The 25,924-nt window shown below is 47.9% G+C and carries 27 protein-coding genes; 21 read left to right on the top strand and 6 right to left on the bottom strand.

Going from position 1 to position 25,924, the window contains the following annotated elements:
- Positions 1 to 45: 45 nt before the first annotated feature.
- Both ACN08X_RS01965 and ACN08X_RS01960 read right to left on the bottom strand, forming a co-directional pair.
- Positions 46 to 990: a hypothetical protein gene (locus ACN08X_RS01965; RefSeq protein WP_419107740.1), complete on the bottom strand. Its 945-nt coding sequence runs from the start codon at positions 988 to 990 to the stop codon at positions 46 to 48.
- Between the two features lie 55 nt (positions 991 to 1,045).
- A complete protein-coding gene (locus tag ACN08X_RS01960; protein WP_419101043.1) occupies positions 1,046 to 1,189 on the bottom strand; it encodes a hypothetical protein in 144 nt (47 codons plus the stop codon).
- Positions 1,190 to 1,326: 137 nt separating this feature from the next.
- Between ACN08X_RS01960 and ACN08X_RS01955 the strand changes: the two genes are divergently transcribed.
- The 4 genes from ACN08X_RS01955 (at position 1,327) to ACN08X_RS01940 (ending at position 6,028) form a co-directional block, all read left to right on the top strand.
- Complete coding sequence (locus tag ACN08X_RS01955; RefSeq protein WP_419101042.1) at positions 1,327 to 3,045, top strand: long-chain-fatty-acid--CoA ligase; 1,719 nt, start codon at positions 1,327 to 1,329, stop codon at positions 3,043 to 3,045.
- A gap of 221 nt (positions 3,046 to 3,266) precedes the next feature.
- On the top strand, positions 3,267 to 4,133 hold the full coding sequence (locus tag ACN08X_RS01950; protein WP_419101041.1) for a MetQ/NlpA family ABC transporter substrate-binding protein: 867 nt from the start codon (positions 3,267 to 3,269) through the stop codon (positions 4,131 to 4,133).
- A gap of 134 nt (positions 4,134 to 4,267) precedes the next feature.
- Positions 4,268 to 5,317: a methionine ABC transporter ATP-binding protein gene (locus ACN08X_RS01945; protein ID WP_419107739.1), complete on the top strand. Its 1,050-nt coding sequence runs from the start codon at positions 4,268 to 4,270 to the stop codon at positions 5,315 to 5,317.
- A gap of 3 nt (positions 5,318 to 5,320) precedes the next feature.
- Positions 5,321 to 6,028: a methionine ABC transporter permease gene (locus ACN08X_RS01940; RefSeq protein WP_419107782.1), complete on the top strand. Its 708-nt coding sequence runs from the start codon at positions 5,321 to 5,323 to the stop codon at positions 6,026 to 6,028.
- Between the two features lie 79 nt (positions 6,029 to 6,107).
- Here ACN08X_RS01940 and ACN08X_RS01935 read toward each other — a convergent pair whose 3' ends face one another.
- The gene (locus ACN08X_RS01935; RefSeq protein WP_419107738.1) at positions 6,108 to 6,824 is read right to left on the bottom strand and encodes a hypothetical protein; all 717 of its coding nucleotides are present in this window, start codon (positions 6,822 to 6,824) and stop codon (positions 6,108 to 6,110) included.
- A complete protein-coding gene (locus ACN08X_RS01930) occupies positions 6,802 to 7,527 on the bottom strand; it encodes an HAD family hydrolase (RefSeq protein WP_419107737.1) in 726 nt (241 codons plus the stop codon). Before ACN08X_RS01930 ends, ACN08X_RS01935 begins: the two co-directional genes overlap by 23 nt.
- 111 nt (positions 7,528 to 7,638) lie before the next feature.
- On the opposite strand from ACN08X_RS01930, the gene ACN08X_RS01925 reads away from it, so the two are divergent.
- The 9 genes from ACN08X_RS01925 to ACN08X_RS01885 all read left to right on the top strand — a co-directional run bounded on the left by ACN08X_RS01925 (position 7,639) and on the right by ACN08X_RS01885 (position 17,004).
- The gene (locus ACN08X_RS01925; protein ID WP_419107736.1) at positions 7,639 to 8,229 is read left to right on the top strand and encodes a histidine phosphatase family protein; all 591 of its coding nucleotides are present in this window, start codon (positions 7,639 to 7,641) and stop codon (positions 8,227 to 8,229) included.
- Positions 8,230 to 8,266: 37 nt separating this feature from the next.
- Complete coding sequence (locus ACN08X_RS01920; protein ID WP_419107735.1) at positions 8,267 to 8,863, top strand: histidine phosphatase family protein; 597 nt, start codon at positions 8,267 to 8,269, stop codon at positions 8,861 to 8,863.
- 22 nt (positions 8,864 to 8,885) lie between these two features.
- Positions 8,886 to 9,341, top strand: a complete 456-nt coding sequence (locus ACN08X_RS01915) for a VanZ family protein (RefSeq protein ID WP_419107734.1) — start codon at positions 8,886 to 8,888, stop codon at positions 9,339 to 9,341.
- 131 nt (positions 9,342 to 9,472) lie between these two features.
- Positions 9,473 to 10,264 carry a DeoR/GlpR family DNA-binding transcription regulator gene (locus ACN08X_RS01910; protein ID WP_419101034.1) on the top strand — a complete coding sequence of 264 codons (792 nt, stop codon included), beginning with the start codon at positions 9,473 to 9,475 and terminating at the stop codon, positions 10,262 to 10,264.
- Positions 10,261 to 11,223, top strand: a complete 963-nt coding sequence (locus tag ACN08X_RS01905) for a 1-phosphofructokinase family hexose kinase (RefSeq protein WP_419107733.1) — start codon at positions 10,261 to 10,263, stop codon at positions 11,221 to 11,223. The genes ACN08X_RS01910 and ACN08X_RS01905 overlap by 4 nt, the downstream gene beginning before the upstream one ends.
- Before the next feature lie 216 nt (positions 11,224 to 11,439).
- Positions 11,440 to 13,140 (top strand): phosphoenolpyruvate--protein phosphotransferase, encoded by a 1,701-nt coding sequence (gene ptsP / locus ACN08X_RS01900; RefSeq protein WP_419101032.1) that lies wholly within the window; start codon positions 11,440 to 11,442, stop codon positions 13,138 to 13,140.
- Positions 13,141 to 13,245: 105 nt separating this feature from the next.
- Positions 13,246 to 13,524, top strand: coding sequence for an HPr family phosphocarrier protein (locus ACN08X_RS01895; protein ID WP_419101031.1), 279 nt, complete (start codon positions 13,246 to 13,248; stop codon positions 13,522 to 13,524).
- A 219-nt stretch (positions 13,525 to 13,743) separates the two neighbouring features.
- On the top strand, positions 13,744 to 14,844 hold the full coding sequence (locus ACN08X_RS01890; RefSeq protein ID WP_419101030.1) for a lipid II:glycine glycyltransferase FemX: 1,101 nt from the start codon (positions 13,744 to 13,746) through the stop codon (positions 14,842 to 14,844).
- Between the two features lie 105 nt (positions 14,845 to 14,949).
- The gene (locus tag ACN08X_RS01885; protein WP_419101029.1) at positions 14,950 to 17,004 is read left to right on the top strand and encodes a threonine/serine ThrE exporter family protein; all 2,055 of its coding nucleotides are present in this window, start codon (positions 14,950 to 14,952) and stop codon (positions 17,002 to 17,004) included.
- 9 nt (positions 17,005 to 17,013) lie between these two features.
- Here ACN08X_RS01885 and ACN08X_RS01880 read toward each other — a convergent pair whose 3' ends face one another.
- Complete coding sequence (locus ACN08X_RS01880) at positions 17,014 to 17,712, bottom strand: uracil-DNA glycosylase (RefSeq protein WP_419101028.1); 699 nt, start codon at positions 17,710 to 17,712, stop codon at positions 17,014 to 17,016.
- Between the two features lie 122 nt (positions 17,713 to 17,834).
- Here ACN08X_RS01880 and ACN08X_RS01875 point away from each other — a divergent pair, with 122 nt between their 5' ends.
- The 5 genes from ACN08X_RS01875 to rlmC all read left to right on the top strand — a co-directional run bounded on the left by ACN08X_RS01875 (position 17,835) and on the right by rlmC (position 22,893).
- Positions 17,835 to 18,101: a DUF3263 domain-containing protein gene (locus tag ACN08X_RS01875; RefSeq protein WP_419107732.1), complete on the top strand. Its 267-nt coding sequence runs from the start codon at positions 17,835 to 17,837 to the stop codon at positions 18,099 to 18,101.
- A gap of 117 nt (positions 18,102 to 18,218) precedes the next feature.
- Complete coding sequence (locus tag ACN08X_RS01870) at positions 18,219 to 18,767, top strand: LytR C-terminal domain-containing protein (RefSeq protein WP_419101026.1); 549 nt, start codon at positions 18,219 to 18,221, stop codon at positions 18,765 to 18,767.
- 265 nt (positions 18,768 to 19,032) lie between these two features.
- Positions 19,033 to 20,655: a chaperonin GroEL gene (gene groL, locus ACN08X_RS01865; RefSeq protein ID WP_419101025.1), complete on the top strand. Its 1,623-nt coding sequence runs from the start codon at positions 19,033 to 19,035 to the stop codon at positions 20,653 to 20,655.
- Between the two features lie 191 nt (positions 20,656 to 20,846).
- Positions 20,847 to 21,656, top strand: coding sequence for an oxidoreductase (locus ACN08X_RS01860; RefSeq protein ID WP_419105711.1), 810 nt, complete (start codon positions 20,847 to 20,849; stop codon positions 21,654 to 21,656).
- Positions 21,657 to 21,717: 61 nt separating this feature from the next.
- The gene (gene rlmC, locus ACN08X_RS01855) at positions 21,718 to 22,893 is read left to right on the top strand and encodes a 23S rRNA (uracil(747)-C(5))-methyltransferase RlmC (RefSeq protein WP_419107731.1); all 1,176 of its coding nucleotides are present in this window, start codon (positions 21,718 to 21,720) and stop codon (positions 22,891 to 22,893) included.
- Here the strand turns inward: rlmC and ACN08X_RS01850 are convergent.
- Positions 22,866 to 23,483: a GNAT family N-acetyltransferase gene (locus tag ACN08X_RS01850; protein WP_419101022.1), complete on the bottom strand. Its 618-nt coding sequence runs from the start codon at positions 23,481 to 23,483 to the stop codon at positions 22,866 to 22,868. The genes rlmC and ACN08X_RS01850 overlap by 28 nt on opposite strands.
- Positions 23,484 to 23,631: 148 nt before the next feature.
- On the opposite strand from ACN08X_RS01850, the gene ACN08X_RS01845 reads away from it, so the two are divergent.
- The 3 genes from ACN08X_RS01845 (at position 23,632) to ACN08X_RS01835 (ending at position 25,874) form a co-directional block, all read left to right on the top strand.
- The gene (locus ACN08X_RS01845) at positions 23,632 to 24,228 is read left to right on the top strand and encodes a TetR/AcrR family transcriptional regulator (RefSeq protein WP_419101021.1); all 597 of its coding nucleotides are present in this window, start codon (positions 23,632 to 23,634) and stop codon (positions 24,226 to 24,228) included.
- Between the two features lie 225 nt (positions 24,229 to 24,453).
- Positions 24,454 to 25,092, top strand: coding sequence for an isochorismatase family protein (locus ACN08X_RS01840; protein ID WP_419105706.1), 639 nt, complete (start codon positions 24,454 to 24,456; stop codon positions 25,090 to 25,092).
- 5 nt (positions 25,093 to 25,097) lie between these two features.
- On the top strand, positions 25,098 to 25,874 hold the full coding sequence (locus ACN08X_RS01835) for an SDR family oxidoreductase (protein WP_419107730.1): 777 nt from the start codon (positions 25,098 to 25,100) through the stop codon (positions 25,872 to 25,874).
- Positions 25,875 to 25,924: the final 50 nt, after the last annotated feature.

Raw genomic sequence — 25,924 nt, 5'->3', positions numbered from 1 at the left:
AATAAGACGTGCTAAATTTTATACTTCGCAAGCCTAATAAAAATTTTAATCTCTTATGTTACGTTCTTGCTCCTGAACGACCTGCTTGCCGTACCTTAGCCCAAAGAAAGAGCCCAACAACGAACCCGTAAAAATGCAGATAGCCGACCCCGCAAATAGCAAGAACCCATACGGGAAATTCTCTGCAAATAATAGCGTGAGCGAGGGGATATGGAACGGCTGAGCGATCACAGGAATAAAAGAGAAAATAACCGTGATGACGACGAAAAGACCGTGCCAAAGCATAATGCCCAAAGACTGTTTAAACGGGCTAACTCGTGTCAGACGAGTTGCCGTATAACCGGCAAAAGAAAAAGCAATACCATAGAGCAATGCGGTGCTTACCACCCATAACTGTATGTTGCTCATAGTGCTTTCAGACGCTGTTAACATTGCCTGAATTGCGCTTGTATGTTCTGAACCGTAAGAGGATGTTAAACCGAAACGATCCCCTAATAACGATATTGCAAGGTCATAGAAGTTTAGAAGAAAACCAAAAAGGGTGTAGCCAACAATCCAACCCAAGAAACACGGTAATAACTGCATCTGCATCAGGCGCACCGGCATACCAGTCTTCGGGTGAATAGCATGACTTGTTTGAGGCTGAGAACCTGAAGGCTGCGAAGAGTTCCTCTGCGGAGGAGCCGAAGCCGAATACTGATTGAATGGAGCCGTTGGAGGTTCCTCCATATAGTGTCCGTGTCCTTGTTGATGGTAGTTCGATGCTCCGCCTATCACCTGAGTGGGGGCGTCAAAATCATAGGAGGAACCCTTTTGCGTGCTACGAGTATTAAAAGGGCGCGTTGGCGCATCCTCATGAGAGAGTACCTCTGTAGGGGTATCGTCGTAGAACCCAGCATCATAGGAGGGAATGATACGAGTGGCGTCATCATCAGCCGGATAAGGGTCTTGACCGGCAGGACGATTCTGCGAACTATGATTTCTATTCATCTTCAGCGCCTTGGACTTTGTGGACAACGGGTGTGCTATTCAAACCTAAGCTGTATCAGCTGTTAAAGAATGCGGTTATTGCAATGATGGCAACCCCAATCAGAATCGCAATAGCCCCACCAATCAACATTCTTTTTGTGATATGACGAATCAGTTCACTGAACTCTTCTTCGGTAATAGGTGGAAGTTTTTTAGCCATATAGCTAAGTATGTCAGTGAATAGCCATAAATGGTATAAAGACTGTCCCAGGAGAGAAAGATGAAGTATCTCTCTTCAAGGATGTTCCCCTGAGAGAGTTATGCCCGCATAGTGGTTTTCGTGGCACAATCATAGGTATGCAAAAAGCTAATAACACTGCTCAGAATGATTTTCCGTTAGCTCATCGTCCCTGGTACAAGAACTATTGTGCTGGTGTTTCTTATGACTTGGACCTTCCTGATACTTCGCTAAGTCATCTAATGGAAAAAGCAGTGCGTGAAGTCCCTCAAAAGGTTGCTTTACAATTTTTTGGAGCCACAACAACGTATGCAGAACTAGGTGAACAAATTCGTTGTGTAGCTGAGGGGCTTCGTCTGGCGGGCGTGAATCAGGGGGATAGAGTTGCTCTCATTCTTCCGAACTGCCCTCAGCATATTGTTGCTTTCTATGCGGTGATGCGTTTGGGTGCTGTGGTAGTAGAACATAACCCGTTATACACCTCTGCTGAACTCCGTCATATGTTCGAAGACCACCGAGCAAAAGTCGCAATCGTGTGGGATAAAGCAGCAACAAACGTGACTAATTTGCCAGCTGACGTACGCCCCCAACGTATCTATTCAGTGAACATGTTAGAGGCCATGCCTTTGCATATGCGTGCGGCTCTTAAACTTCCGCTCAAGACTGCTCGTTCCTCCCGCGCAAAACTTACAGCACCTGCTCGCGGAACAACGCCGTGGAAAACGCTCCTTAAAAACTCTCCGATTGACCCTTCACATCATCGACCAACCGCTCATGACTTAGCGCTGTTGCTCTACACCTCAGGCACTACTGGACAGCCCAAAGGCGTAATGCTTACGCACCGTAACTGCGAAGCAAATGCGCGTATGGGAGAAGAGTGGATTCAGCCAGGGGATGATGAAGTCATCTATTCGGTACTTCCCCTATTCCACGCCTACGGGATGACACTTGGGCTGACGATTGCAGTGGTCTGTCAAGCTCGTCTCGTGATTTTTCCAACAGTCGATATCGACTTGATTCTCAAAGCAATGAAGAAAGTTATGCCAACGATTCTTCCTGCTGTTCCTCCGGTTTATCGTCGTTTACTAGACCGTGCAAAGGAACAAAATTTCTCCCTCAAGGGAATTCGGTATGCCGTCTCTGGTGCGATGAACTTACCGAAAGAACTTGTTGCTGAATGGGAAGAACAATCTGGCGGGTACCTTATTGAAGGGTACGGGCTCACTGAGTGTGCTCCTCTGGTGACCTGTAACGCCCTCAACGATACTCGGCGAGCCGGATCTATTGGTGTGCCGTTTCCTGGGGTAGATATTCGGGTAGTGAATCCTGAAACCTTAGAGGATGTTGCCCTTGGGGACGAAGGCGAACTATGGGTTAGAGGCCCACAACGTTTTCGCGGGTATTGGAAGCGTGAAGAAGCAACGATGAAAGCAATTACTCCGGATGGGTGGTTACGCACCGGAGATATCGTGACTTTTGATGAAGACTATTACCTATACGTGGTAGACCGCATTAAAGAAGTCATCATTACGGGAGGTTTCAACGTTTCACCCACTGAAGTTGAGGTCGCTTTACGTCAACATGATTCGGTTCAAGATGCTGCTGTGGTGGGTCTGCCTCAGCCTGGTGGCGGCGAGATGGTTGTCGCCGCAGTAGTGCCGGTAGAGGGCTGCGCGATAGATGAAAATGAGCTGCGTGAACATTGCTACGGTCTTGTTACTCGGTATAAAGTGCCCCGCAAAATCTTTGAGGTTGATGATTTACCGCGTTCCATGTTGGGTAAGACCCTGCGTCGTGAAGTGCGGAAGAAATTAGAAGAGAAATACGGAGAACAGTAATATTACGTTTTGTGACATTATTGCGCTTCTTTTCGTTAAAACTATGAAAAACGACCTCGTAACGTAACGAGTTCGCACTCATCGCTCCATCATGTTTGAATGATAACTACCTCCTTACCAAACACAGGAGGACACCACTTGATTAGCGGTAGAGCTACCAGAAGGTTCTGCTCAAAAAGTGGTTGCACAACAAGCACACAACAACAGAAAGATTCATAGCCGTGAAGAAATTTGTTGCCACTTTGGCTCTCCTACCGCTAGCTTTCGGGCTCTCTGCATGCGGTTCCACTCAAACCCCAGCAGAAGACAACAAAATCACCATCGGAGTTGTCGGGGCAGACCCCGTCAACGAAAAACTCAAAGAAGTAGCTGCCGATAAAGGCATCGACATCGAATACAAAGAGTTCACCGACTACACTCAGCCCAACCCCGCACTACATAACGGCGATATCGACCTCAACTGGTTCCAACACATCGCATACCTCTCAAACTACAACGTCGAAGCAAACGACAACCTCCAAATTGTCGGTCCCACCGTTATTTACCCCATGGCACTGTTCTCCAAGAAACACACTTCTGTAGCCGACATCCCTCAGGGCGCAGAAATCGCCATCCCCAATGACACCGTCAACGAAGCGCGAGCGCTACTTCTTCTCAAGAAAAATAACCTCGTCACCTTCACCTCCGATGACGTGAAAAACCCTTCCGTTGACAATGTCGACACCGCACAGTCAAAGGTTAAAATTACTCCTGTTGACGCTGCACAAACAGTACTTTCTCTAGAATCTGTTGACGCATCAGTAATCAACAATGACTTCATCCGCGACGCAAAGCTCAACCCCAAAGACGCTTTAGCTCAAGACGACCCAGCCGATGACTCCGCGAAGCCTTACGTCAACCTATTTGTTGCCAAAGCCGATAACGCTGACAACGAAAAATATAAGGAAATCGTCAAGCTTTTCCACACCCCAGAAGTTCAGGCAGTCGTCCAAGAAGACACTGAAGGAACTGCTGTAGAAGTAAACACCGACGTCAAAGACCTTCGTGAAGCACTCAAGAAAGCAGAAGACGAGAAACGTCAAAGCTAATCTTCCTCACATAAGTAAAGCGGTAGCTGATTTTTATGGCAGTCTTAAGGACCTACCAAAGATTGCAATATCAGTTACCGCTTTGCCTTGTATAGAGCATAGCTAGAGACGAACAACATCCCGAAAGCATCAGTATGAGTACCGCAGCACAGCAGGAGAACCCCACACCCATGGTTGTTCTCGACGGCGTCACCAAACAATTTACCGTCGGAAAGAACACCGTCACCGCCGTCAACAACGTTTCACTAGAGATTATGCGTGGAGAAATCTTCGCCATCATCGGATACTCTGGCGCCGGAAAATCAACTCTCGTCCGACTAATCAACGGATTAGAAACCGTCACTTCTGGAAGCCTCAGCGTTGACGGATTCACCATCTCTGGAAAAAAAGAATCTGAGATTCGTGTTGCTCGACATAACATCGGCATGATTTTCCAACAATTTAATTTGATGAACTCCCGAACAGTTGCAGCAAACGTCGAATTTCCCCTCAAAATTGCTGGATGGGATAAAGCAAAACGCCGTGAACGAGTCGAACAAATGCTGGAATTTGTGGGACTCAGCGACAAAGCGAAAAACTACCCTGACCAGCTTTCCGGAGGACAAAAACAGCGTGTAGGTATTGCGCGTGCGCTCGCAACATCGCCCTCTCTCTTATTAGCAGACGAATCAACATCTGCACTAGATCCGGAGACCACTCACGAAGTACTTGCTCTCCTCAAAAAAGTTAATGAAGAACTCGGAATTACCGTCGTTGTCATCACACATGAGATGGACGTTGTTTCGACCATCGCCGACCGTGTTGCTGTCATGGAAAAAGGTGCAGTGGTAGAACTCGGTAACGTCTATGACGTTTTCTCAAACCCTCGCACAGAAGTTGCTCGACGCTTTGTCGCCACCACCGTTAAACAAACTCCACGTGGCAATTACGCTAAGAAACTGTGCCGACAACACCGTGGATACCTCATTAACATCGAGGTGACAGAAGGAAACTACGGTATCGGTAAAATTCTTTCTAACCTTAGCGCACGTGGGGTGCAATTTAACTTTGTACAAGGTGGCATGGAAACCCTACAAGGTAAAAGCTACGGAAACCTAACCCTCGAACTCGTCGGGGACGTTACAAGTATTGATGCGGTTGTTGCTGAGCTTGCCACCGTTACCGCCGTAAGAGAGGTTCGCTAAATGATGAGCGCTTTGACAACTGCTAATGGCACTCTTCTTGCCGCTAATGACGTGGACTGGGATAAATTCTTACCCCAAAAACTCTTTCCCGCCTTATTCGACACCATCTATATGGTCTCGATTACGATGATTATTGCTGGTTTCGTGGGGTTAGTAATTGGCGCTTTGCTGTACACCACACGACAAGGGAATATTCTGGCAAATCGACCCATCAACATCTTGTTGAACGTCGTTGTTAATATTGTTCGCCCTATCCCTTTTATCGTCCTTCTGGCAGCTTTAGGGCCGTTGACCTCAATTGTTGTGGGCACTCGCCTTGGTGTGAATGCTGCTATTTTCTCGATGTGCTTTGCAGCGTCTTTCGCTATTGCCCGTATCGTTGAACAAAACATGGTTTCTATCGATCCTGGTGTGATTGAAGCAGCTCGTGCTATGGGCGCATCCAAGATGCGTATTCTTTTCACCGTCATGGTGCCAGAAGCACTTGGCCCTCTCATCCTTGGATACACCTTCTTAGTCATCGGTGTGGTTGATATGTCTGCAATGGCCGGTTACATCGGTGGTGGCGGTCTTGGTAAAGTCGCTTTGGTCGATGGTTACCAGCGTTTCAACGATGCGATTACATGGGCTGTTGTCGCTATCATTATCATTTTGGTTCAGCTCATTCAGCTTGTCGGTAACACGTTAGCTCGTAAAGTGATGCGCCGATAAGGTTTGTTACAGAGAAGGGGTGGGGTGAAACTCTCTAAGAGTTTCACCCCACCCCTTCTAGCGTGTTCAGTGCTTTTTGTTATCGTCCACTAATCCATGATGAATCGTAGAAATCTTCATCGTCATGGCGTTTTTTATCTTTTGCAAGATCTTGAGCTAGACGTTGTTGCGCATAATCGGTAGGGCGAATGATGCTTTCATCATCGTCGACAGGGGTATAAACCGATAAGAAGTTAATACCGTAGATAAGTGCTGCAACCAGAAGAAAGAGCAATGAAAGCTCATTCCATAGGACAACGTGGCTTCGGGTAAGAGCAATCTCTTCATGCTCAAAAATCTTCGGAATGATGCTCATACTTGCTATGGCGCACAGCACCCCAAGAACTGCTAGAACATGGGCGATACGAAACCACCGTTTATGGCGTCGATGAATGTGCAATGTTCGATAGCTTGTGCCAAGGAGCTTCGTATAACGGCGTCTTGCCATCATTAAAATCGTGGCCCCGACGATGACAATGACAATCCCTGCGACTATTGCAACAAGATAGGAACTCAGGAGTCCCAATGTGGTGCTTAACAATCCAATGAGAATGACCGTGAAGCTCAGCCCCGAAACCATCCGCATTTTTGCGTTGATAAGTCTTTGTTCAGATACAACGGTGTTGGTATCTTCGGGTGTTTGCGGTATCTCCCAGAATTCGCGGTAATACTCGAGTTCTTCTTCGTCCATTTGGTCGAAGCGAAGACCGTACTTCCCGTTGTGTTGGGGTGATTTAGGAGTTGGGGTGGTGCTCACGGTATAGCTCTATCCATCGCTTAATTTGGGTGAGGAACTTTTCGTCACGGAAGCTATCGAAATGCCCCTGAGCTGCTGGAGCATGCTCAATATCTTGGGTGTACACCATGGTGACGGTTCCAGCTGTTTGAGCCGCACGTGTTCCCGTTGCGGAATCTTCAAAGGTGAGGGTGTCTGCAGGGTTTCCGCCGAGGCGACGGATAGCTTCTAAATACATATCGGGCGCTGGTTTAGGTTGAGCAACCGCATCTGAACCAACCCATGTTTGAAGGTACTGGCTATATTGGTGGTGATTGACTTTGTATGTCAATAATTTTTGACTGCTATTGGAAGCTACCGCAACCGGCATGACTTCAGCTAGTAATGCCATGACTTCTCGAGCTCCTGGTATGAGCTGAACTCCATCACGAATCACATCGTGTTCTACACTCATCAAATGATGCAGAATTTTCTGGTAGTGTTCTTCTGCTGCTGTCTCGGTGGCGTCGTTGGGTAGTGTCTTATCTGCGAGGGTGCGGGCGACCGCGGGAGCTGCCGCCCCGACTAATTGCCGTTCAATATCGGGAGTTAGCTCTGTTCCGTACTCTTTGAAAATTTGTTTTTGGACGGCATTCCAGCTGCGTTCAGAATCGATGAGTATTCCATCACAATCGAAGACGGCACACGTAGGAAACCATGCGGGGTCAACAGAATGAGTAAACATAGCTTCATTGTTTCATATTCATGAAGTCGGTGGAAGATACACCAAGAACTGTGCCTTATCTCTATACTTCAAACTCTTCGCTTCTTCTAAGAGTTTGAGATAATAAGAGGCATGGGTTCTTTATCTTCTGATTTTTCTGCTCGCATGGTATTGATTCGTCACGGGCAAACAGCGTGGAATGTTGAGCGTCGTTTTCAAGGCCGTAGCGATATTCCGTTGAATGATACAGGCCGAGGGCAAGCACAAGTAGCCGCTCAAAATCTCACTGACTACCAGCAACAGATACGTGAACACACTCCTGAGTTTGCTTGGGAACTAATCGTCACTTCTCCGCTTTCGCGCGCTTATGAGACAGGAAAAATCATTGGTGAGCATCTAAACCTAGATATTTCTGGTACACATGAAGGACTTCAAGAACGTTCCTTCGGTGCTGCGGAAGGGCTCGTCGCAACTGAATATCACTGGCGTGATATTCAAGAGCAATTCCCCGACGTTGAACCTCTTTCTGAGATGATTCAGCGCGGTATTAACGCTCTTAAAGAGATCGTTGCCAAGCATCCTAACCGCCATATTATTGTGGTGGCCCATGGTCTATGGATTGCTCAAATCATGACGGCGTTGACTGGTGAAGAACACAGTATCCCCGAGAATGCTTCGGTGACTGAACTGCCACTTCACACCCTTGAGTCTTATCAAGGATAGAACTTTTATACTCCTACTAACGCGCGAAGGAAAAAATATGCATGATGTAGAGCCTCTTCTGACGGGATCTTTGCTAATGATTCGTCATGGGCAAACAGACTGGAACAGAAAAAGTCTCATGCAAGGCTCTAGCGATATTGAACTGAACGAAGTTGGTCGTGAACAAGCTCTCGACACCGCTCAGAAACTAACTCAGGAGGGCATTCGTTGTGATGTGATAGTGTCTTCTCCGCTATCGAGAGCCTTAGAAACCGCTCAAATTGTTGGCAACTATTTGGGTGTGGAGGTTTCGAGAACGTATGAGGGCCTTGTTGAACGTCATTATGGGGAGGCTGAAGGGCAAGATATTTCTTTTGAAGCTCGCCGTGAACCAGACGCCTTTTATCAAGGAGTCGAATCAGAACGTTCAGTGTACGTTCGCGGTATCAAAACTTTACGTCAGATTGTCTCAGACTATCCTGGACAACATATTATTGCGGTCTCTCACGGTTCACTGATTCGTCGTGTGCTAACTGCTTCTCGAGGAGAAGAATGGAAAGAAACCGTACCTAATGCTCAGGCTCTGGAGATTCCTCTTGATGGCTTGTTCCGTTGGGCGGAAGAGAACGAACCTCTTCTGGTGGGTAAACCATAGGGTATTTGAGTACGAGGTCTTGATGTTTGTTCCATCTGCACAACGGCTGTTATACCGTGCAGCTCAGCTAAGTTTTGGGCTATATCTTCTGGTATTGGGTTTTATCGTCCTTTGGCCAAGGCATATTGATGATAATAGCGGTGGTTTATGGCTGGCTGAGTTCTTAGCGCACTCGCACGAAGCGGGATGGTTGCCGTCTTGGTTTACGTATTCGACTGTGGAATGGTTGAGTAACGTTATTTTATTTGTGCCAGGAGGTTTTCTGGGTACTTTACTCGTTCGGCGACGATACCGTTCTTACGTGCCGCTTGTGGGTTTTTTGGTAACGTGTACGATTGAGTGTATTCAGTTGTTTTTACCACAGCGTACAAGTTCTTTCTTAGATATTCTTGCTAATACTTTAGGAGCTTCCCTCGGTTGGGTCTTTGCGGTGGTAACGTTGAAGTATTCCTCGTATCGGTTGCGTCGTAGGGCTTAACTCGGGTGAGAGAATAACAACACATATTATTGTGTGGGTTCGTCTCTTATTGCATTGACGAAACAACATAAACCCACATAAAATCAAATTCACAAGGCTTATTCATTTCCACAATACAAGGTGATTTTCTTATGTTCGCTGAAGAACGCCGCGCTGAAATCGCGAAGCTCGTTGCCACCGCGCGTCGAGTCAATGGCGCAGAACTAGCGCGCCGTTATGAAGTCACAATGGAAACAGTTCGCCGAGACTTAGCAGCCCTCGAAGCTGAGGGACGCCTACGACGAGTCCACGGCGGTGCTGTAACCGTAGAACAATCTACCTCCGTAGAATCTTCTATCGCATCTCGCCAGCGAGAAAACAATCCAGAAAAAAACCGTATCGCACGCAAAGCATACGAACTCCTTCAAGAATCCGATGCCGGAGCTATCGTTCTTGACGCTGGAACAACGATACAGATTCTCGCTGATTGTATCGCAGCAGAAGACTTCAGCCTCAAATCTGGGGCAGACCGTCTCATCATCACTCATGCGTTACACATCGCCGTTAAACTAGCTGAAGCTGACGGCATCGTTCTAGACCTCATCGGTGGCCAAGTCCGAAAAATGACGTGGGCCGCCATCGGCTCACGCACTGCAGAACACTTTGCCTCCATCCGCCCCGATATCGCTTTTATCGGCGTCAACGGGCTAGACGCAGACTTCGGACTCAGCACCCCCGGAATTAACGAAGGAACCGTCAAAACCGCGATTGTAAAATCTGCGCGTCGAGTGGTACTCCTCTGCGACTCAGCAAAGTTCGGACGAGAATCACTAGTACGTTTTGCGGGGCTAGAAGACATCGACGTCCTTATCACCGATAAAGCTCCAGACGGTGATTTAGCTGCCGCACTTGAAGAATCCAATGTAGAGGTACTGATCGCATGATCATCACATTAACTGCTAACCCAAGCATGGACCGTACCGTAGAACTGCCCGGAGTCCTCCAACGAGGGGCAGTCATACGAGCTGAACACGCTGTAGACGACCCCGGCGGAAAAGGCGTCAACATCGCCCGCGCCCTCAAAGTATCTGGCTTCGACACCGTCGCGATACTTCCCGGCGACGACGAAGACGCCGTCCTAGGATGCCTACGCGAAGAAGGCGTCAACTTCACCAACATGCCCATCGGCGCGCCCATACGCTCAAATATCACCATCGTCGAACCAGACGGAACCACCACCAAAATCAATGCTCCCGGTGAACCTCTCAACGACGTGGCACAACAACAACTCACACGCCTCCTAATTAAAGAGACTCACGACGCCTCATGGCTAGTTCTTGCAGGCTCCCTACCCTCGGGTGTTCCCAGCGACTACTACGCAGTAGTCGGTCGCGCTATTCGCGAAGCTCAAGGAGAAAAAGCCCCACTCATCGCGGTCGATACATCCGGTACCGCCCTACGTGACGCAGTCACCGGACAAGACGGAATGCCAAACCTCATCAAACCTAACGCCCAAGAGCTCGCTGAACTCGTCGGCACACCAGAAGCCTGGGAATCCCTCGAAAAAGACGCAGAACTCACCGCACGTACAGCTAAAGAGCTAGTCGACCGTGGCATCGACACCGTCCTCGCCACCCTCGGCAGCAATGGCGCTGTTCTCGTCACACGAGAAGCCGCATGGCACGCCATACACGAACCTGTAAAAGTCCGCAGCACCGTCGGAGCAGGGGATTGCGCCCTTGCCGGCTATCTAATCGCCCACGAACTCGGCAAAACCCCCGTGGAATGTTTAGTACAAGCCGTAGCTCAAGGCTCAGCTGCTGCAGCACTACCAGGTACTCAAGTTTCGACCGTAGCAGAAACTCGCACCGACGCCGTGAGCGTTCGAGAGATAACCCTCTAGTTTCTCTATGGCCTGAAGTAGTGACTTCTTGAAACCATAAAACCACGTTTCAAGAAGCCAATATCATTTCTGATAAGGGAGGAGCGCTCGCCTGCTCTAGATGATGTCTACACAACTATAAACAAAAAGGGAATCTTGTCTAAGGCGTGAGCATTGCTCAACGTACACGCAAGATATAGCGATATTTTCGATACATAAGGAATAGAGGAACTCTACATGACTACTACCTATAAAGGCGTTGGCGTTTACGCCGGTCGCGTTATTGGTCCGGTACTTCAGATGCCAGACCCCATCAAAGAACCTAAAGCAGGCTTGCCGCTAGCTGAAGGCGAAACTGCAGAACAAGCCGCTGAGCGTATTCAGCAAGCAGCTCAGGCGGTCAAAGCCGATCTTCTAGAGCGTGCCGAAAGCGCAGGACGAGATGGAAAAGCCGTCCTCAAATCTACTTCTCAGATGGCAACTGACCGCGCACTCCTTAAAGGCGCTATTAAAAAGGTAGAGGCACAAGGCCTAGCCCCCGAACGTGCTATCTGGGAAGCTGCTAGTGACTTTGCTCGGCAGATGGAATCACTCGGTGGTTACATGGCAGAACGCGTTACCGACATTCATGACGTGCGTGCTCGTATCGTGGCAGAACTCACCGGACAGCAAGCACCAGGCGTACCTAAATCAAATGAGCCTTTCATCTTGGCTGCTGTAGATCTTGCTCCTGCCGACACTGCAACTCTTGACCCCTCTCAAGTTATCGCCTTGATTACTTCTGACGGTGGACCTCAAGCACACACCGCAATTTTGGCGCGTGGACTTGGCCTTCCTGCTGTTGTTGCTGCTAAGGGAGTTACCGAAATTCCTAACGGAACCAAGGTATATATCGATTCCAACGAAGGCATTATCGAGACTAGCCCTACTGCTGAACACGAAGAAGCAGCTGCTAAATATGCAAATCGTAAGCCTCTACCTGACTTCACTGGCAAGGGTGAACTAGCCGACGGAACCCACGTTCCCCTCTACGCTAACGTTGGTGACGGAAAATCTGCAGAAAAGGCTGCTAGCAAACAGGCTGAAGGCGTTGGACTACTCCGCACCGAATTTGGCTTCCTCGGTAACGACACCGAACCAAGTGAAGAGACTCAGGCAGAGACCTACAAATCAGTCTTCGATGCTTTCCCTGGTCAACACATTGTTGTTCGTACCCTCGACGCAGGTGCAGATAAGCCCCTTCCCTTCTTGAACGTTACAGAAGAAGAAAACCCTGCCTTGGGTGTACGCGGATTCCGCACCGATAACGCTGTTCCCGGTGTTCTAGAGCGCCAGCTTAAAGCTATTAAGCGTGCCTCTGACGCGACCGAAGCTGACATCTGGGTGATGGCGCCGATGATTTCAACGACCTCTGAAGCTCGTAAGTTCAAGAATATGTTGGACAAAGCCGGCATTAAAACTAAAGGTGTCATGGTAGAGACCCCAGCTGCAGCCGTAAACGCTGAAGCTATTTTGGGTGAAGTTGATTTCATCTCCATCGGAACCAACGACCTCACCCAATACACCATGGCAGCAGACCGTCTTTTGGGCGACCTTGCTCACCTGAACAACCCATGGCAGCCTGCAGTCTTGAAAATGATTAAGCTCACCGTTGAAGGTGCACGTAAAGCATCAGAAACCCACGGCGTCAAAAAATATGTTTCGGTGTGTGGTGAAGCAGCATCAGATCCTGCCTTAGCTGTTGTTCTCGTCGGACTTGGCGTAGACACCTTGTCTATGAATGCTGGTGCTATGGCAGCTGTTGCAGCAGTTCTTCGCTCCGTTACTAAAGAACAAGCGGCAGAAATTGCGGCTGACGCTTTGGCACAGATCTCTTCTGCAGAAGCTAAAAACGCAGCACGTAAGAAACTCCCTGTTCTTGAAGAACTCGGTCTCTAAAAACAAACCGACATAGGCTGGTTTGGTAGTGCAAAACCTATCCAATCTGTCCTAGACTCGATAGTGGGATAACTTTTCCCGCACTCTTATCTCAAGGAGAAAATCATGGCAGAACGTATCGCCACCATCGCAAGCCGTGTTGGCCTGCACGCACGCCCAGCAGCTATCTTCGCAGAAGCAGCTGGCGACCTTCCCGTAGAGGTAACCATCGCCGCTGAAGGTGAGCCAGCAGATGAGGCTATGGACGCAGCTTCCATCTTGTCTTTGATGTCTCTTGGCGCAAAGCACGGCGACCGCGTTGTTCTTCGCGCAGAAGGCGAAGGCGCCGAGGAAGCTCTCGAATCTCTTGTAAAGATTCTTGAGACCGACCACGACGCTGAGTAGTCTTTAAACAATTTGTCGATGCCCCGTCTTGTATGCAATGTATGAGGCGGGGCATCGTCATGACATTACGTTCTACGCTAAGCACCTATTTCTCAGAAAATGCTTCCTGTCACATCAAGTCAGGCTGTATTCCGGTGGCGTAGGTCGTTACACTTAGAGTTTGATACAAACAAGAACAAGTGCAAGAAAAACCTTGCACCGATGTGGAAGTTGAGGCCCTTGCGAGAATTTACAGCGCGTTTTGCCACTGCAGAAGAAATAGCGACCTGGGATGAGCACGTTATTGCTAACCCCAATGGCGGAAACCTCTTGCAGTCAGCATCATTTGCATCAGTAAAAGCTAAGCACGGCTGGAAACCTCTATACCTCGTATATGAAGGTACAACAGAGGTCGAAGGTGCGGAAACTTCACTGACCAGCTATAACCTTATTCTTGAAAAAAGTGTGCCCGCACTTGGAAAAGTCTGGTACATGATTAAAGGCCCAGACGTCTACAGCGTAGAAGATGTACCTGCCATTCTTGAAGCAAGTAAGCGTTTCGTAGAAGAGAATAAACTTGGCGTATTCCTGATTAAAATTGAGCCAGATATTCTCGCTGATGAACAGACCAACGCCGTCCTGTCAAAAGCTGGTCTGGTTAAGTCATGGAATATTCAGCCTAACGACTCTACTGCCATCCTTGATACTGACAAGAGCGAAGAAGATGTTCTTAAATCTCTTCACTCTCGAGGGCGTAACGCCGTTCGTCGTTCTGCTCGTGAAGGTTGCGAAGTGGAACGTGTCGAACTTACTGATGAGAATATGCGCACCATGTATGCGCTCATGGACACTGTCGGACAAGGCTCAGCAAATGTCCACCTCCGGTCATACGAGTATTACCGTGACTTCTGGACAACTTTTGAAAAAGCTGGTCAAGGACGCCTCTACTTCACCTATGAAGACGGCGAACCCTCTGTCGGTGCTTACGTTATTCGTTATGGCGATAAAGGAACCTATAAAGATGGTGGTTCTAAGCCTCGTCGTAAACAATATGGCGACTCACATCAAGTACAGTGGACTGCTTTGACGGACCTCATGAAGGAATACCACATTAAGAGCTATGACTTCTGCGGTACTCCGCCTAAAGATCAGCTCAAAAATAAAGAACACCATCACTATGGTTTAGGTCTTTTTAAGACATCCTTTACAAAAACCGTCATTGACTATGTTGGTGTCTGGGATTATGTTCTTTCTCCGGCAAAATACACCATATGGAATCGTCTTGCTGAGAAGGTTATGCGTGGTCTCTGGGTTCGCAAAACAGGGCAACCTTTCTACTAAACCGTAGGATAAGCCCAGCTACGTATTGTATTTTGTGTAACGAGAACACATCAGCACAATAAGACGTGATGGCAAATCTTTTGACGCAACTCGGCGGAGGTGGCAATGTCTCTTAGCACTCATTCGGATGAGCAGCTACAGCAAAAGGCATACCCCTCCGCCGCTGCCTTTGACCAAGCAACGCCAGAACAACCGACCTCGCAAGCGTTCGGTGCAACAGTCTCACTTCCTCGAGCTGGAACATCGCGACCTGAAACGAAAACCCCTACCAAAATGCCGGGCAATATGCCTGCTATTTCTTTGGACCGGGTACAAGATACTGCTCTTCGTCAGGCATTAGAGAATAAACAAGTTGAGCAGACGCCTTTTAGTCCGAACATATCGGCTGTTGCTTCTGCTCCGGTTGAGAATCTTGCCCCCAACAGCCCCTTTGGGGATGCCTCTACGGGAATTCAACCTGACCAGCATGCGGTGTCTTCTGCTTCTAGCCCCTTTGAACCGTTACGCACACCAGAACAAGAACCTATTGCCCCGCTAACTAGTGGTATTCCTCTTGTATCCACGCAACAATCAGCGATTTCTGCTACAGGGATGCAACAAGGTAGTTACCCTTCTGTATCCCCTGCAACAACGTCTATCCCTAAAGTCGAACCTAAAAACACTAGGGGAGGTTGGGTTTCTTCTTCTTTACGTTCTTTTGTTCGAGCAGACCCTTCTTTGACCGCACCCATTCGTGGTTTAGGTCGCATTGCTCAACGCCAGTTTTCATTATCGACCCGACGTGATCGTGAGAAGCTTGTACAAGAGAAAGAACAAGCACGAGACGTACTGAACTTTACATTACGCCTTGCTGAAACGATGTTTCACTATGGTGCTGACGCCATGGATGTGGATTCTGCTATTGTCGCTGTTTGCTCCGCGTATGGGCTTGAAGACGTTGAAGTGGATATCACTAATCAATCAGTGATTATCAACTATGTTTCTGACGTTGACGGTCATGTAGAAATCCTTGATTCAAGACGTCGTACTCTCAAAGAAGAACGTTTCAGCCATACTGTGGTGCGCGTGGTACGTTCCACCTCTGATAATTATGCTTCTTTGGCTGATATATACCGTCTGATTCATAAAATTACCCACCGCGGTATTGACCGTGAAGAAGCTGAAAAAACATTAAATGCGATTAACGCTCAAAAGAAACCATACTCACCGATGGTGGTGTGGTTAGCAAATATTATTGCTGCTGGAACACTCACCATGGGTATTGGTGGTAGCGGTTATGCTGCGGCGTTATCTGCAATGGTATGGGTCATCGTTCATTTTATTACTCGAATCATGAACAAAATGGGAATGCCTAGCTTCTTCAATATGGCTGCTTGTGCTGCAGTGATTACCTTCGTCGCGATTTACGCTACAGATGACGGCTCAATCTTGCATAGTATCGGGTTGAACGTCTCTGGTCCTCACATTGTTGCTGCCGGACTCATCATGCTTTTACCGACCTTTAGGTTAGTGTCGGCGGTGCAAGACGCGATTAACGGTTTTCCGGTAACTGCTGCGGGTCGTTTTGTGTCTACAGGTATGTCTTTTTTGGGGCTTGTTGTGGGACTCGCTAGCGGTGTAACCGTCTTATCGATTACAACGGCAACCACTATTGACGTATCGCAGTCGGTTTTTGCGAAACCAACTATCGTCGATAACATCTTCTGGATGACAGTCGCTACCCTTGCTATTGCTATTACAACTCATGCACGGTTGAAAACATTGTGGTGGATTGCGCTAGTAACTTTAAGCGGGCTGAGCACTTACCACGTGTACACCTTTTTCTTGGGAGAAGGTGCAGGGCGCGGTAATACGGCGGTAGCAGCTTTCGTTATTGGTATGGTCAGCACATATTTGGCATACCGTCTGCACGCCCCACAAGCCATATTTGCGATTCCGTCTCTAACATTCCTCCTACCTGGTTTGTCATTATTCCGAGGTATGTACTCTTTTACGGTAGAGACCGACACCCTCAACTCAATGCCCGGCGTTATCACCGCTGCCGCAATTATTGTTGCGATGGCTTCAGGTGTTGCGTTGGGGCATTACCTCATGCAGTGGCTGATTCAACGTTTCGGGCGTGAACGAGAAGATCTTTCCACAACCGTCTTTGACCGTTAGCCTAACGTTTTAGGGCGCTATAGGTGTTGACGACGGAAGTCGCCAATCAATAGGCTCTGCTCCTTGTTGAACTAGCAATTCGTTTGCTTTTGAGAAGGGTCGTGATCCAAAGAATCCGCGTGATGCCGATAAAGGTGATGGGTGTGCTGATTCGATACAGGGGTAGGGTGAGATAAGAGTTTTCGTATTTCGTGCATCTCGTCCCCACAGTATGGCGACAAGCGGCTGTTTTCGTTGGACGAGAGCTTCAATTGCGCAGCTGGTGATATTTTCCCACCCTCTATTTCTATGAGATCCGGCTTCTCCTGCACCAACAGAAAGTACACGGTTGAGAAGAAGTACTCCTTGCTGCGTCCACGCGCTGAGGTCACCATGTTCTGGCGGGGTAATGTTCATATCGGAGGATAGTTCGCGGTAAATATTTTGAAGTGAACGTGGGATAGGGCGCACTTGCGGGTGTACAGAGAAAGAAAGTCCCATGGCGTGCCCTATGGTGGGGTACGGGTCTTGTCCGATGATGAGGACTTTAACTTGTGCTAGCGGTTCTTGGAAGGCTCGGAAGATTTGTTGTGACGGCGGTAGTGTGCGTCGTCCAGCTTGGTGTTCTTGACGTAAAAAGTCGCCCATGGCACGGATATTGTGTTCTACTGGGGCTAGGGCTTCAGCCCAGTCTGGAGACATAATTTCTTTAAGGGGTAAAGCGGGCATGAGATTCCGTTCTCACCGTTTGAATGGTTGCTATGCGTCATGATATGTGTGCTATTTGGCAGAACACATAAGATACAATGGGATTTTTTATCATACCGGGTTAGGAAAGATGGGGGAGTGATATGTGCGAAGATACTTCTGAGTTGTACGCTCCTCAGCATACTCCTGATACAGGGCTAACAGAACAAGAAGAAAAGATGATTGCTTTAGAGAAGCAGCGTTGGCGTTATCCTGGGACGAAAGAACGAGTGATTCGAGAACGTTTAGGATTAAATCCAACAGCGTATTATCAGATTCTTAACGAACTGATAGATTCTCCACGTGTCATTGCTCAGGAACCAGCGTTGATGCGTCGGTTAAGGGAACAACGCGACAATTCTAAGCCCTGAATTTTCGGTGTCTTGAGCTCTTTATGATGATAGTCCACGGAAAATAAAAGGGTTTTTAGGTTGTAGCCTGTGTACTCTAGATGGAAGAACTATTGCTTGTAGCTATCGGAGATTAATGTGAACTCGTATCCTCATGATGAATTCGACGACGTACCTGAAAATTCAAAACGTCGTGGTGCTTATCGTGGTGAGCCTCTAGGTAATGCTCATGCTACGAGGCAGACTCTTCTGATTGTTGTTGCTGGTGCGCTTGCGCTTCTGGTGGGTGCAGTAATGTTTGTGGTTCAGCCACGCACTCTTTCTCCGGTGGCTTCTGAAACAGGCTCTGCGAGCGCTACTGCTTCAGAAAGCGCTGTGACTCCAACTTATGCTCCTACTGACCCTGCTGATATTAAGGTTGAGGTTTATAACTCTTCGGCCTATACGGGTGCTGCTGCAGAACTGACTCAGCGTGTGGAGGCTTTAGGATACCCTGTGCCCGTGACAGAGAATTGGAAGGGTACGCCTGTATATGTTTCGACAGTGTTTTATTCTGCCGGTTATGAGCAACAGGCTAATACTTTGGCTGATGCGTTAGGTATTGGTTATATTCAAGAGCGTTCTTCTGGTTCTTCCCCGTTGTATGTTGTTCTTGCCTCTGATTATCTTCCTGCCGTTGCCCCGTAATCTGTGCGCTATGGGCGATTAAATGTGTTTGTTCTTTCAAGAGGTTTGCGCTCTGTGCTTTGAGGTGTCAAAATTGTTGTTAGCACTCAAAGTCTCCGACTGCTAAATCCTAGTGCTAGATTCGCGGTAGGTAGCTTTGAGAATATCTACTTTCATCTTGTGAGATGTCTTTATAAGTTGTGAAGAGCATGGCTTATAGAACATCGTCCGTCGCGGGCACAACTGAGAGAAAAATACTTTCTTAGTCCAGGAGGGATTAAGCATAATGGCAAAGCTCATTGCTTTTGAAGAAGAGGCACGTCGTGGCCTTGAAAAGGGTCTGAATACCCTAGCAGATGCTGTGAAGGTTACTCTCGGACCTCGTGGTCGTAACGTTGTTTTGGAAAAGTCTTGGGGCGCTCCCACGATTACCAATGATGGCGTTTCTATCGCTAAAGAAATCGAACTCGAAGATCCATACGAAAAGATCGGCGCAGAGCTGGTCAAAGAAGTTGCTAAAAAGACCGATGACGTTGCTGGTGACGGTACCACTACTGCAACTGTTCTTGCTCAGGCACTTGTTCGTGAAGGCCTCCGCAACGTTGCTGCTGGTGCAGATCCTCTCAGCCTCAAGCGCGGTATTGAGAAAGCTGTTGAAGCAGTTACCGCTGAACTTCTTTCTTCTGCTAAAGAAGTTGAGACTGAAGAAGAAATCGCTGCAACCGCATCTATCTCTGCTGGCGACACCGAAATTGGTAAGCTCATTGCAGAAGCCATGGAAAAGGTCGGCAAAGAAGGCGTCATCACTGTTGAAGAGTCCAATACTTTTGGTCTAGAGCTTGAGCTCACCGAAGGTATGCGCTTTGATAAAGGATTCCTCTCCGGATACTTCGTCACTGACCCAGACCGTCAAGAAGCAGTCCTTGAGGATCCTTATATTCTCATTGTGAACTCCAAGATCTCTAATGTGAAAGATCTTGTCCCTGTTCTTGAGAAGGTTATGCAGGCTGGTAAGCCACTTCTTATCATCGCAGAAGACGTTGAGGGCGAAGCTCTTGCACTACTGGTTTTGAACAAGATGCGTGGTTCTATCAAGTCTGTTGCTGTCAAAGCTCCTGGCTTTGGTGACCGTCGTAAAGCTCAGATGGCAGATATCGCTATTTTGACTGGTGGACAGGTTATTACCGAAGAAGTCGGTTTGTCTTTGGACCAAGCAACTATTGACCTTCTTGGCTCTGCACGTAAGGTTGTTGTTACTAAGGACGAGACCACCATCATTGAAGGTGCTGGCGACGCAGCTGCTATTGAAGGTCGCGTAGCTCAGATTCGTGGCGAGATTGCTAACTCCGATTCTGATTATGACCGCGAGAAGCTTCAGGAGCGCTTGGCTAAACTTGCCGGTGGCGTTGCTGTTCTCAAGGCTGGCGCTGCAACTGAGGTTGAACTCAAAGAACGTAAGCACCGCATTGAAGATGCTGTTCGTAACGCAAAGGCAGCTGTTGAAGAAGGCATTGTCGCCGGTGGTGGCGTTGCTTTGATTCAGGCTGGCACTAAAGCCTTCGAGAAGCTTGAACTCACCGGTGATGAGGCAACTGGCGCAAATATCGTCAAGGTTGCTATCGACGCACCGTTGAAGCAGATTGCGACCAACGCTGGTCTAGAACCCGGTGTTGTTGTTGATAAGGTTCGCGGTTTGCCTGCTGGTACCGGTTTGAACGCTGCAACCGGTGAGTACGAAGACCTGATGGCTGCTGGCATCAACGACCCTGTTAAGGTGACTCGTTCTGCGTTGCAGAACGCTGCTTCTATCGCTGGTCTCTTCTTGACCACTGAGGCTGTTGTTGCTAACAAGCCTGAACCTGCTGGTGCTGCACCTGCTATGGATCCTGGTATGGGCGGCATGATGTAATTTTTTCAACGATATGTTGAAAATTCTTTGTAGGGCGGTGCTCCGATACTTTACTGGTATCGGGGCACCGTCTTTTAGCATGGGAAAGGGAAAACCCTCAGACCTTGTGGCTGGTTTCTTCCTCTTAGAGAAGGAAAAAGCGGGAATTAAAGAGTACTCTGAACGTACGATGGATTGATGAAGGAAGAACAATGAGTGCAGTCATCATTATTACAGGTGCTTCTAGCGGAATCGGATATGACGCGGCAGTGAGCTTAGCTCAGCAAGGGCATCGCGTGTACGCTGTGGCTCGGCGGGTTCAGCTGATGGAGCCGCTGAAACAATACGGTGTGACGCCACTATATGCTGATGTGACGGATGAAGAAACTATCAATAAAGTGGTGGATTTCGTCCTAGCTGAAGCGGGCCGTATTGACGTGCTCATCAATAATGCCGGCTATGGGATGTACGGTGCGATTGAAGATGTCTCCTTAGCCGAGGCTCGACACCAATTTGATGTTAATGTTTTTGGGTTAGCTGCCTTTACTCGTGCTGTTCTTCCTGCGATGCGTGAAGCAAAGCGCGGAAGAATTATTAATGTGTCTTCTATTGCTGGACGTTTAACCACTTCATTTGGTGGTTGGTATCACGCTACAAAATATGCTTTAGAAGGGCTCAGTGATAGCTTGCGTATGGAGCTTGGACCCTTGGGTATTGAGGTGGTGCTCATTGAGCCTGGTGCTATTGCTAGTCAGTGGAGTGATGTGGCAATAGAGAATTTGGAGAGGGTTGCTGAGGGTGGAGCCTATGAGAATTCTGCTCGGGCGACTGCAGAGCGGATGCGTCAGCTTTATGCTCGGTGGGCTTCTGATCCTCAGGTGATTACTCGTGCGTTGGTACAAGCTGTCTCAGCTTCTCGTCCGAGGACTCGTTATGTTGCTGGTTTTGGGGCGCGTCCTCTTCTTTTGGCTCATTCTGTGTTGCCTAGCCGGTTGTGGGATAAACTCGCTCGCGGGAAATAACGTGATGAGGTAAAGCTCGTATCTGAGTAAACGGTCAGGACTCCGGTAGGATAGTTGAGCTATGCAATGCCACTATTTTGATACTCACCAATGCTTTTCGTGCACTGAACTGGATATTCCTTACCCAAAACAACTTTCCGCTAAAGAACGTCATATGCGTGAACTAGCGGCAGGATACCCACAGATTAAGTGGCTCGAGGCTGTTCCCAGTCAACAGAAAAATTTCCGAAACAAAGCAAAAATAGTGGTATCTGGAACGACGTATCACCCAGTGCTCGGTATTGTTGACGGCGGTTCTGGGCAAGGCACTGACCTGAGCCAATGTCCTCTTTACGAACCTGCGTTGTTAAAAGCCATGCCTGTTCTTAAAGAATTTATTACTCGGGCTCAGCTAACTCCCTATCACATTAAAACGCGTAAAGGGGAGCTTAAAAATATTCTTATGACAGCGTCTTCTTCGGGGGAGCTGATGGTGCGTTGCGTTCTGCGTTCTAAAAAGTTGATTGTTCCCATCAAACGTTCTTTGCCGTGGCTTCAAGAACGTTTACCACAGCTTCGGGTTTTTTCTGTCAATCTTTTACGCGAACCGATTGCACGAGTTGAAGGTGAGGAAGAAATTATTCTTAGCTCTGCCCAGACTCTTGCGATGAGGGCCAACGATATCACCTTGCATTTACGTCCACAGAGTTTCTTCCAAACTAATTCTTCTGTTGCTTCAACCTTGTATCGTCAAGGACAAGAATGGGTTTCTGAGCGTAACCCAGCAAGTCTATGGGATCTTTATTGTGGCGTGGGTGGGTTTGCTATACACGCAGCACAAGTAATGTCGTCAGACGCCCGTGTGACAGGTATCGAGATTAGCGCTGAAGCTATTGAGAGCGCTCATCGTACGGTGGCAGATATGGGTCTTAACAATACTCATTTTGAGGCAATGGACGCTACAGCCTTTGCCCTTGAGAGCCAGAAACGCGGGTTCTCTTTACCTGAGATGTTGGTGGTGAACCCTCCTCGTCGCGGTATCGGGGCGGTTCTTTGTCAGTGGATAGAACAATCTGGTATTGATACGGTGCTGTACTCTAGCTGTAATGCAAAGACGTTAATAAAAGATTTGCAGAAGATGCCCTCTTATCAGCCAGTGCAAGGCAGGGTGCTAGATATGTTTGCTCATACTCAGCATTATGAGGTGATGGTTCTGCTACGTCGTCAAGATTATTCTTCTGAATCGTCGAGTGGATAGCGTAGCTGAAAAGTTTTTGTAGGTGCGGTGGGGAGTATGAGCCGGTGAAAGAACTGGGTGAGTCGCCGATAACTGAGTGTTGTGAACCCTACCTTGTTGAAGAAGGTGTGGGCTTCGATATCGTCCTCTGGTACTTCTAAGGTGAGTGAGGTTTTTCCTTCTTCTTGTGCGAATTCTTGAATCTTTTCCAGAAGTTCAGTAGCCACGCCTTGGCGTTGGTAGTCGCGGTGTACAAGGAATACTTCTATTCGTGCGCTGTATTCGTCAATTTCTATTTTGCGTGAACGATATATTCTTAGAGCAAGCCAGAAGAGAATACTTTTAAAATAGGAAAATTCTCTGCGGATTGAAGCATAAGGAATAGCTAGCGCGTGAGGGTATTCTGAGGTCTCAACAACAGCGAATCCAACGATTTTGTCGTCTCGGCGAACACTAAATGATTGTTCGGGGTTAAATCTTCGGATGATAAGGCGTATAGCTCTTTGTTGCTCTTCTGGTGTGCTGGATGGGCGACGCACAAAATGATGGTATTTGTCGCTGATGAGCTGAGCAATAGCTTGTCTATCTGCTTTGTTGAGCGATTCAATCATATGTTCTTACCGTTTCGACATGGTGAGCCTACGTACAAACCCTACGTGGGGTGTGAGAAAATCCGCAATGACCAAAGAGGTCTTATTATGTAGGATAGTAGACAATACGCCGTATAGTGTTTACCAAATAGATTTTGGAGATATTAAAATGAAAAAAGTTCAGCGATCTGACCGTCGAGTACGTAAAACTCAATCAGCGTTATACCTTGCCCTAGCGGATTTATTACAGCATAAGAAGCTCAGCTCTATTACTGTTAGTGAGCTAGCGGAGAAAGCTGATATTCATCGTGCAACTTTTTACTCGCACTATTCTGACATTTCAGAACTGTACTCACAAATTCAAGAGACTGCGTTACTAGAACTTAGTAGCATCCTTGACCCAGACCCTGTCAACGGTAAAAACATGAATAGCCGTGAAGTATTTGGTGCGTTTATGCAGTTTATTCAGGGTAATAAAGAAGTCTGCCGGATGCTCTTGACTCAACGTGGGACTGGAAGCTTCTTTGAAGTGCTGAGCAATAGGTTAGAGCGTGAATATATTGATATATTCTGGAGCTCTCTCAAAGACGTCGTACCAGCTCAACAACTCTCTCTTTTTGCTAATTACCATCTGCAAGGTTGCTTAGCTGTATTTACGATGTGGGCTCAACAAGGATATGAGACTCCAGCTGAGATTATTACGTCGACTCTTGCCACTATTGATACGCATTACGATAAGTTGCTCAACGAGTTATCTCAACCATAAGAGCTTTCTTCTGGTACGTGAGGTTCTTGTCTCTTTCCTCTATGGTGAGTGTCAATACTGATGAGGCCGTGATTGTCTTCCTGTGAGCCTGTTTATATGGTGGTGAAGCATGTAAAGAACCATGATTTAGGTTTACTGTATTGAAAACATAGGTAAACCTAAATAGCATGTAGAGGGGTTTTCTCAGCCCTTCACACTCTTGGCAGGAAAAGGACGATAAACATCATGGCTCTCAAAACAATACCAACCTATACGTATAGTTATAGGCCTTATGAAAAACGCGCCACGTGGGAACTTAACCCGCATCAGGCTGCGTTACTCGTCCACGATATGCAAAACTATTTTGTTTCCATCTTTGAAGACGAAACAGCAGGGCAAATTCAACAGGCCATCAATAACACTTCTGCACTTATCAAATCAGCACGAGATAACGGAATCCCCGTTTACTACACTGCGCAACCGCCGCGTCAAGATCCTAAAGACCGCGCGCTCCTTACCGATATCTGGGGACAAGGGCTACAACAAGACGCTGATGCAGAGATTATCTCTGCCTTAGCACCGGCCGAACAGGACACCGTCCTCACTAAATGGCGCTACTCAGCTTTCGCTAAAAGCACCTTTGAAGAAGACCTCAAACTGAGTGGACGAAACCAACTGATTATTACTGGAGTCTACGCACACATTGGTTGTATGACGACAGCACTCGACGCATTCATGCGGGATATACAAGTATTCTTTGTTGCTGACGCTCTCGCTGATTTCAGCCAAAAAGAGCACGAACTTGCCTGTAACTATGTTGCCCAACGATGTGGCATCGTCACCTCAACCCAAGACATCCTGAGAACATTATCTGGTCAGGACTAGGCGATATGAACCCAACAACATCCCTCGTTATTGTTACTGGCGCATGTGGAGGAATCGGCGCAGCTGTTACGGAGCGTCTTCTGACCGAAGGATACGCCGTACTTGCCTGCGACGCCCAAGAGCAAATACAGGAAAAGGCACAACACCAAAACGAGCATTGTGAATACTATCCTTTAGACGTCACTGATGAAGCCTGTGTACAGCGTATGGGAAATTACCTTCGTCAAAAACAAAAACTAGTACAAGGACTCATCAACTGTGCCGGCGTTGTTCATGCTGCACCTCTTCTCGATACAACCTTAGAACAGTGGCGTACTGTTCATGCAGTCAACGCTGATGGCGTATTCTTGGTTACTCGAGAAGTAGCCCGATACATGGTAGAGCAACAACCGCAAGACCCAACAAATAGTCGAGGTATTGTCACTATCAGTTCAAACGCTGCGAACGTACCACGAGCTGAATTTGGAGCTTATGGCGCATCAAAAGCTGCTGCAACACGAGTAACAACAAGTTTTGGGTTGCAACTTGCCCCACACGGAATCCGCGCAAACGTTCTATGCCCTGGAACAACACGAACCCCCATGGTCACAGACACCTGGAATGGAGAAGACCGTAGCGAAGCACCCATCAAAGGATCACTAGAAAATTACCGTTTGGGGATACCGCTAGGTCGTATTGCAGAACCAGAAGATATTGCAGAAGTCGCAATATTCCTTCTAAGCCCACACGCTAAACACGTGACGATGCAGAGCCTTACCGCCGACGGCGGAGCAACCTTCTAACCTTCATCGGGGAATGAACAAACCCGCGCTCACTATCCCCGTCTCGATAG

It is taken from the genome of Rothia sp. P6271 (assembly GCF_048512995.1).
Taxonomy (GTDB): domain Bacteria; phylum Actinomycetota; class Actinomycetes; order Actinomycetales; family Micrococcaceae; genus Rothia.
Note: the sequence above shows the minus strand (reverse complement) of the source record. Positions and strands in the feature narration are given on the sequence as shown.

Excerpts from the sequence above, each read along its gene's own strand:
- ACN08X_RS01835 (WP_419107730.1), top strand. The coding sequence starts at position 25,098 with ATGAACCCAACAACATCCCTCGTTATTGTTACTGGCGCATGTGGAGGA.
- ACN08X_RS01905 (WP_419107733.1), top strand. The coding sequence starts at position 10,261 with ATGATCATCACATTAACTGCTAACCCAAGCATGGACCGTACCGTAGAA.
- ACN08X_RS01885 (WP_419101029.1), top strand. The coding sequence starts at position 14,950 with ATGTCTCTTAGCACTCATTCGGATGAGCAGCTACAGCAAAAGGCATAC.
- ACN08X_RS01860 (WP_419105711.1), top strand. The coding sequence starts at position 20,847 with ATGAGTGCAGTCATCATTATTACAGGTGCTTCTAGCGGAATCGGATAT.
- ACN08X_RS01875 (WP_419107732.1), top strand. The coding sequence starts at position 17,835 with ATGTGCGAAGATACTTCTGAGTTGTACGCTCCTCAGCATACTCCTGAT.
- ACN08X_RS01840 (WP_419105706.1), top strand. The coding sequence starts at position 24,454 with ATGGCTCTCAAAACAATACCAACCTATACGTATAGTTATAGGCCTTAT.
- ACN08X_RS01850 (WP_419101022.1), bottom strand. The coding sequence starts at position 23,483 with ATGATTGAATCGCTCAACAAAGCAGATAGACAAGCTATTGCTCAGCTC.
- ACN08X_RS01945 (WP_419107739.1), top strand. The coding sequence starts at position 4,268 with ATGAGTACCGCAGCACAGCAGGAGAACCCCACACCCATGGTTGTTCTC.
- ACN08X_RS01920 (WP_419107735.1), top strand. The coding sequence starts at position 8,267 with ATGCATGATGTAGAGCCTCTTCTGACGGGATCTTTGCTAATGATTCGT.
- ptsP (WP_419101032.1), top strand. The coding sequence starts at position 11,440 with ATGACTACTACCTATAAAGGCGTTGGCGTTTACGCCGGTCGCGTTATT.
- ACN08X_RS01930 (WP_419107737.1), bottom strand. The coding sequence starts at position 7,527 with ATGTTTACTCATTCTGTTGACCCCGCATGGTTTCCTACGTGTGCCGTC.
- ACN08X_RS01895 (WP_419101031.1), top strand. The coding sequence starts at position 13,246 with ATGGCAGAACGTATCGCCACCATCGCAAGCCGTGTTGGCCTGCACGCA.
- ACN08X_RS01960 (WP_419101043.1), bottom strand. The coding sequence starts at position 1,189 with ATGGCTAAAAAACTTCCACCTATTACCGAAGAAGAGTTCAGTGAACTG.
- ACN08X_RS01925 (WP_419107736.1), top strand. The coding sequence starts at position 7,639 with ATGGGTTCTTTATCTTCTGATTTTTCTGCTCGCATGGTATTGATTCGT.
- ACN08X_RS01910 (WP_419101034.1), top strand. The coding sequence starts at position 9,473 with ATGTTCGCTGAAGAACGCCGCGCTGAAATCGCGAAGCTCGTTGCCACC.
- ACN08X_RS01965 (WP_419107740.1), bottom strand. The coding sequence starts at position 990 with ATGAATAGAAATCATAGTTCGCAGAATCGTCCTGCCGGTCAAGACCCT.
- rlmC (WP_419107731.1), top strand. The coding sequence starts at position 21,718 with ATGCAATGCCACTATTTTGATACTCACCAATGCTTTTCGTGCACTGAA.
- groL (WP_419101025.1), top strand. The coding sequence starts at position 19,033 with ATGGCAAAGCTCATTGCTTTTGAAGAAGAGGCACGTCGTGGCCTTGAA.
- ACN08X_RS01845 (WP_419101021.1), top strand. The coding sequence starts at position 23,632 with ATGAAAAAAGTTCAGCGATCTGACCGTCGAGTACGTAAAACTCAATCA.
- ACN08X_RS01955 (WP_419101042.1), top strand. The coding sequence starts at position 1,327 with ATGCAAAAAGCTAATAACACTGCTCAGAATGATTTTCCGTTAGCTCAT.
- ACN08X_RS01915 (WP_419107734.1), top strand. The coding sequence starts at position 8,886 with ATGTTTGTTCCATCTGCACAACGGCTGTTATACCGTGCAGCTCAGCTA.
- ACN08X_RS01880 (WP_419101028.1), bottom strand. The coding sequence starts at position 17,712 with ATGCCCGCTTTACCCCTTAAAGAAATTATGTCTCCAGACTGGGCTGAA.
- ACN08X_RS01940 (WP_419107782.1), top strand. The coding sequence starts at position 5,321 with ATGAGCGCTTTGACAACTGCTAATGGCACTCTTCTTGCCGCTAATGAC.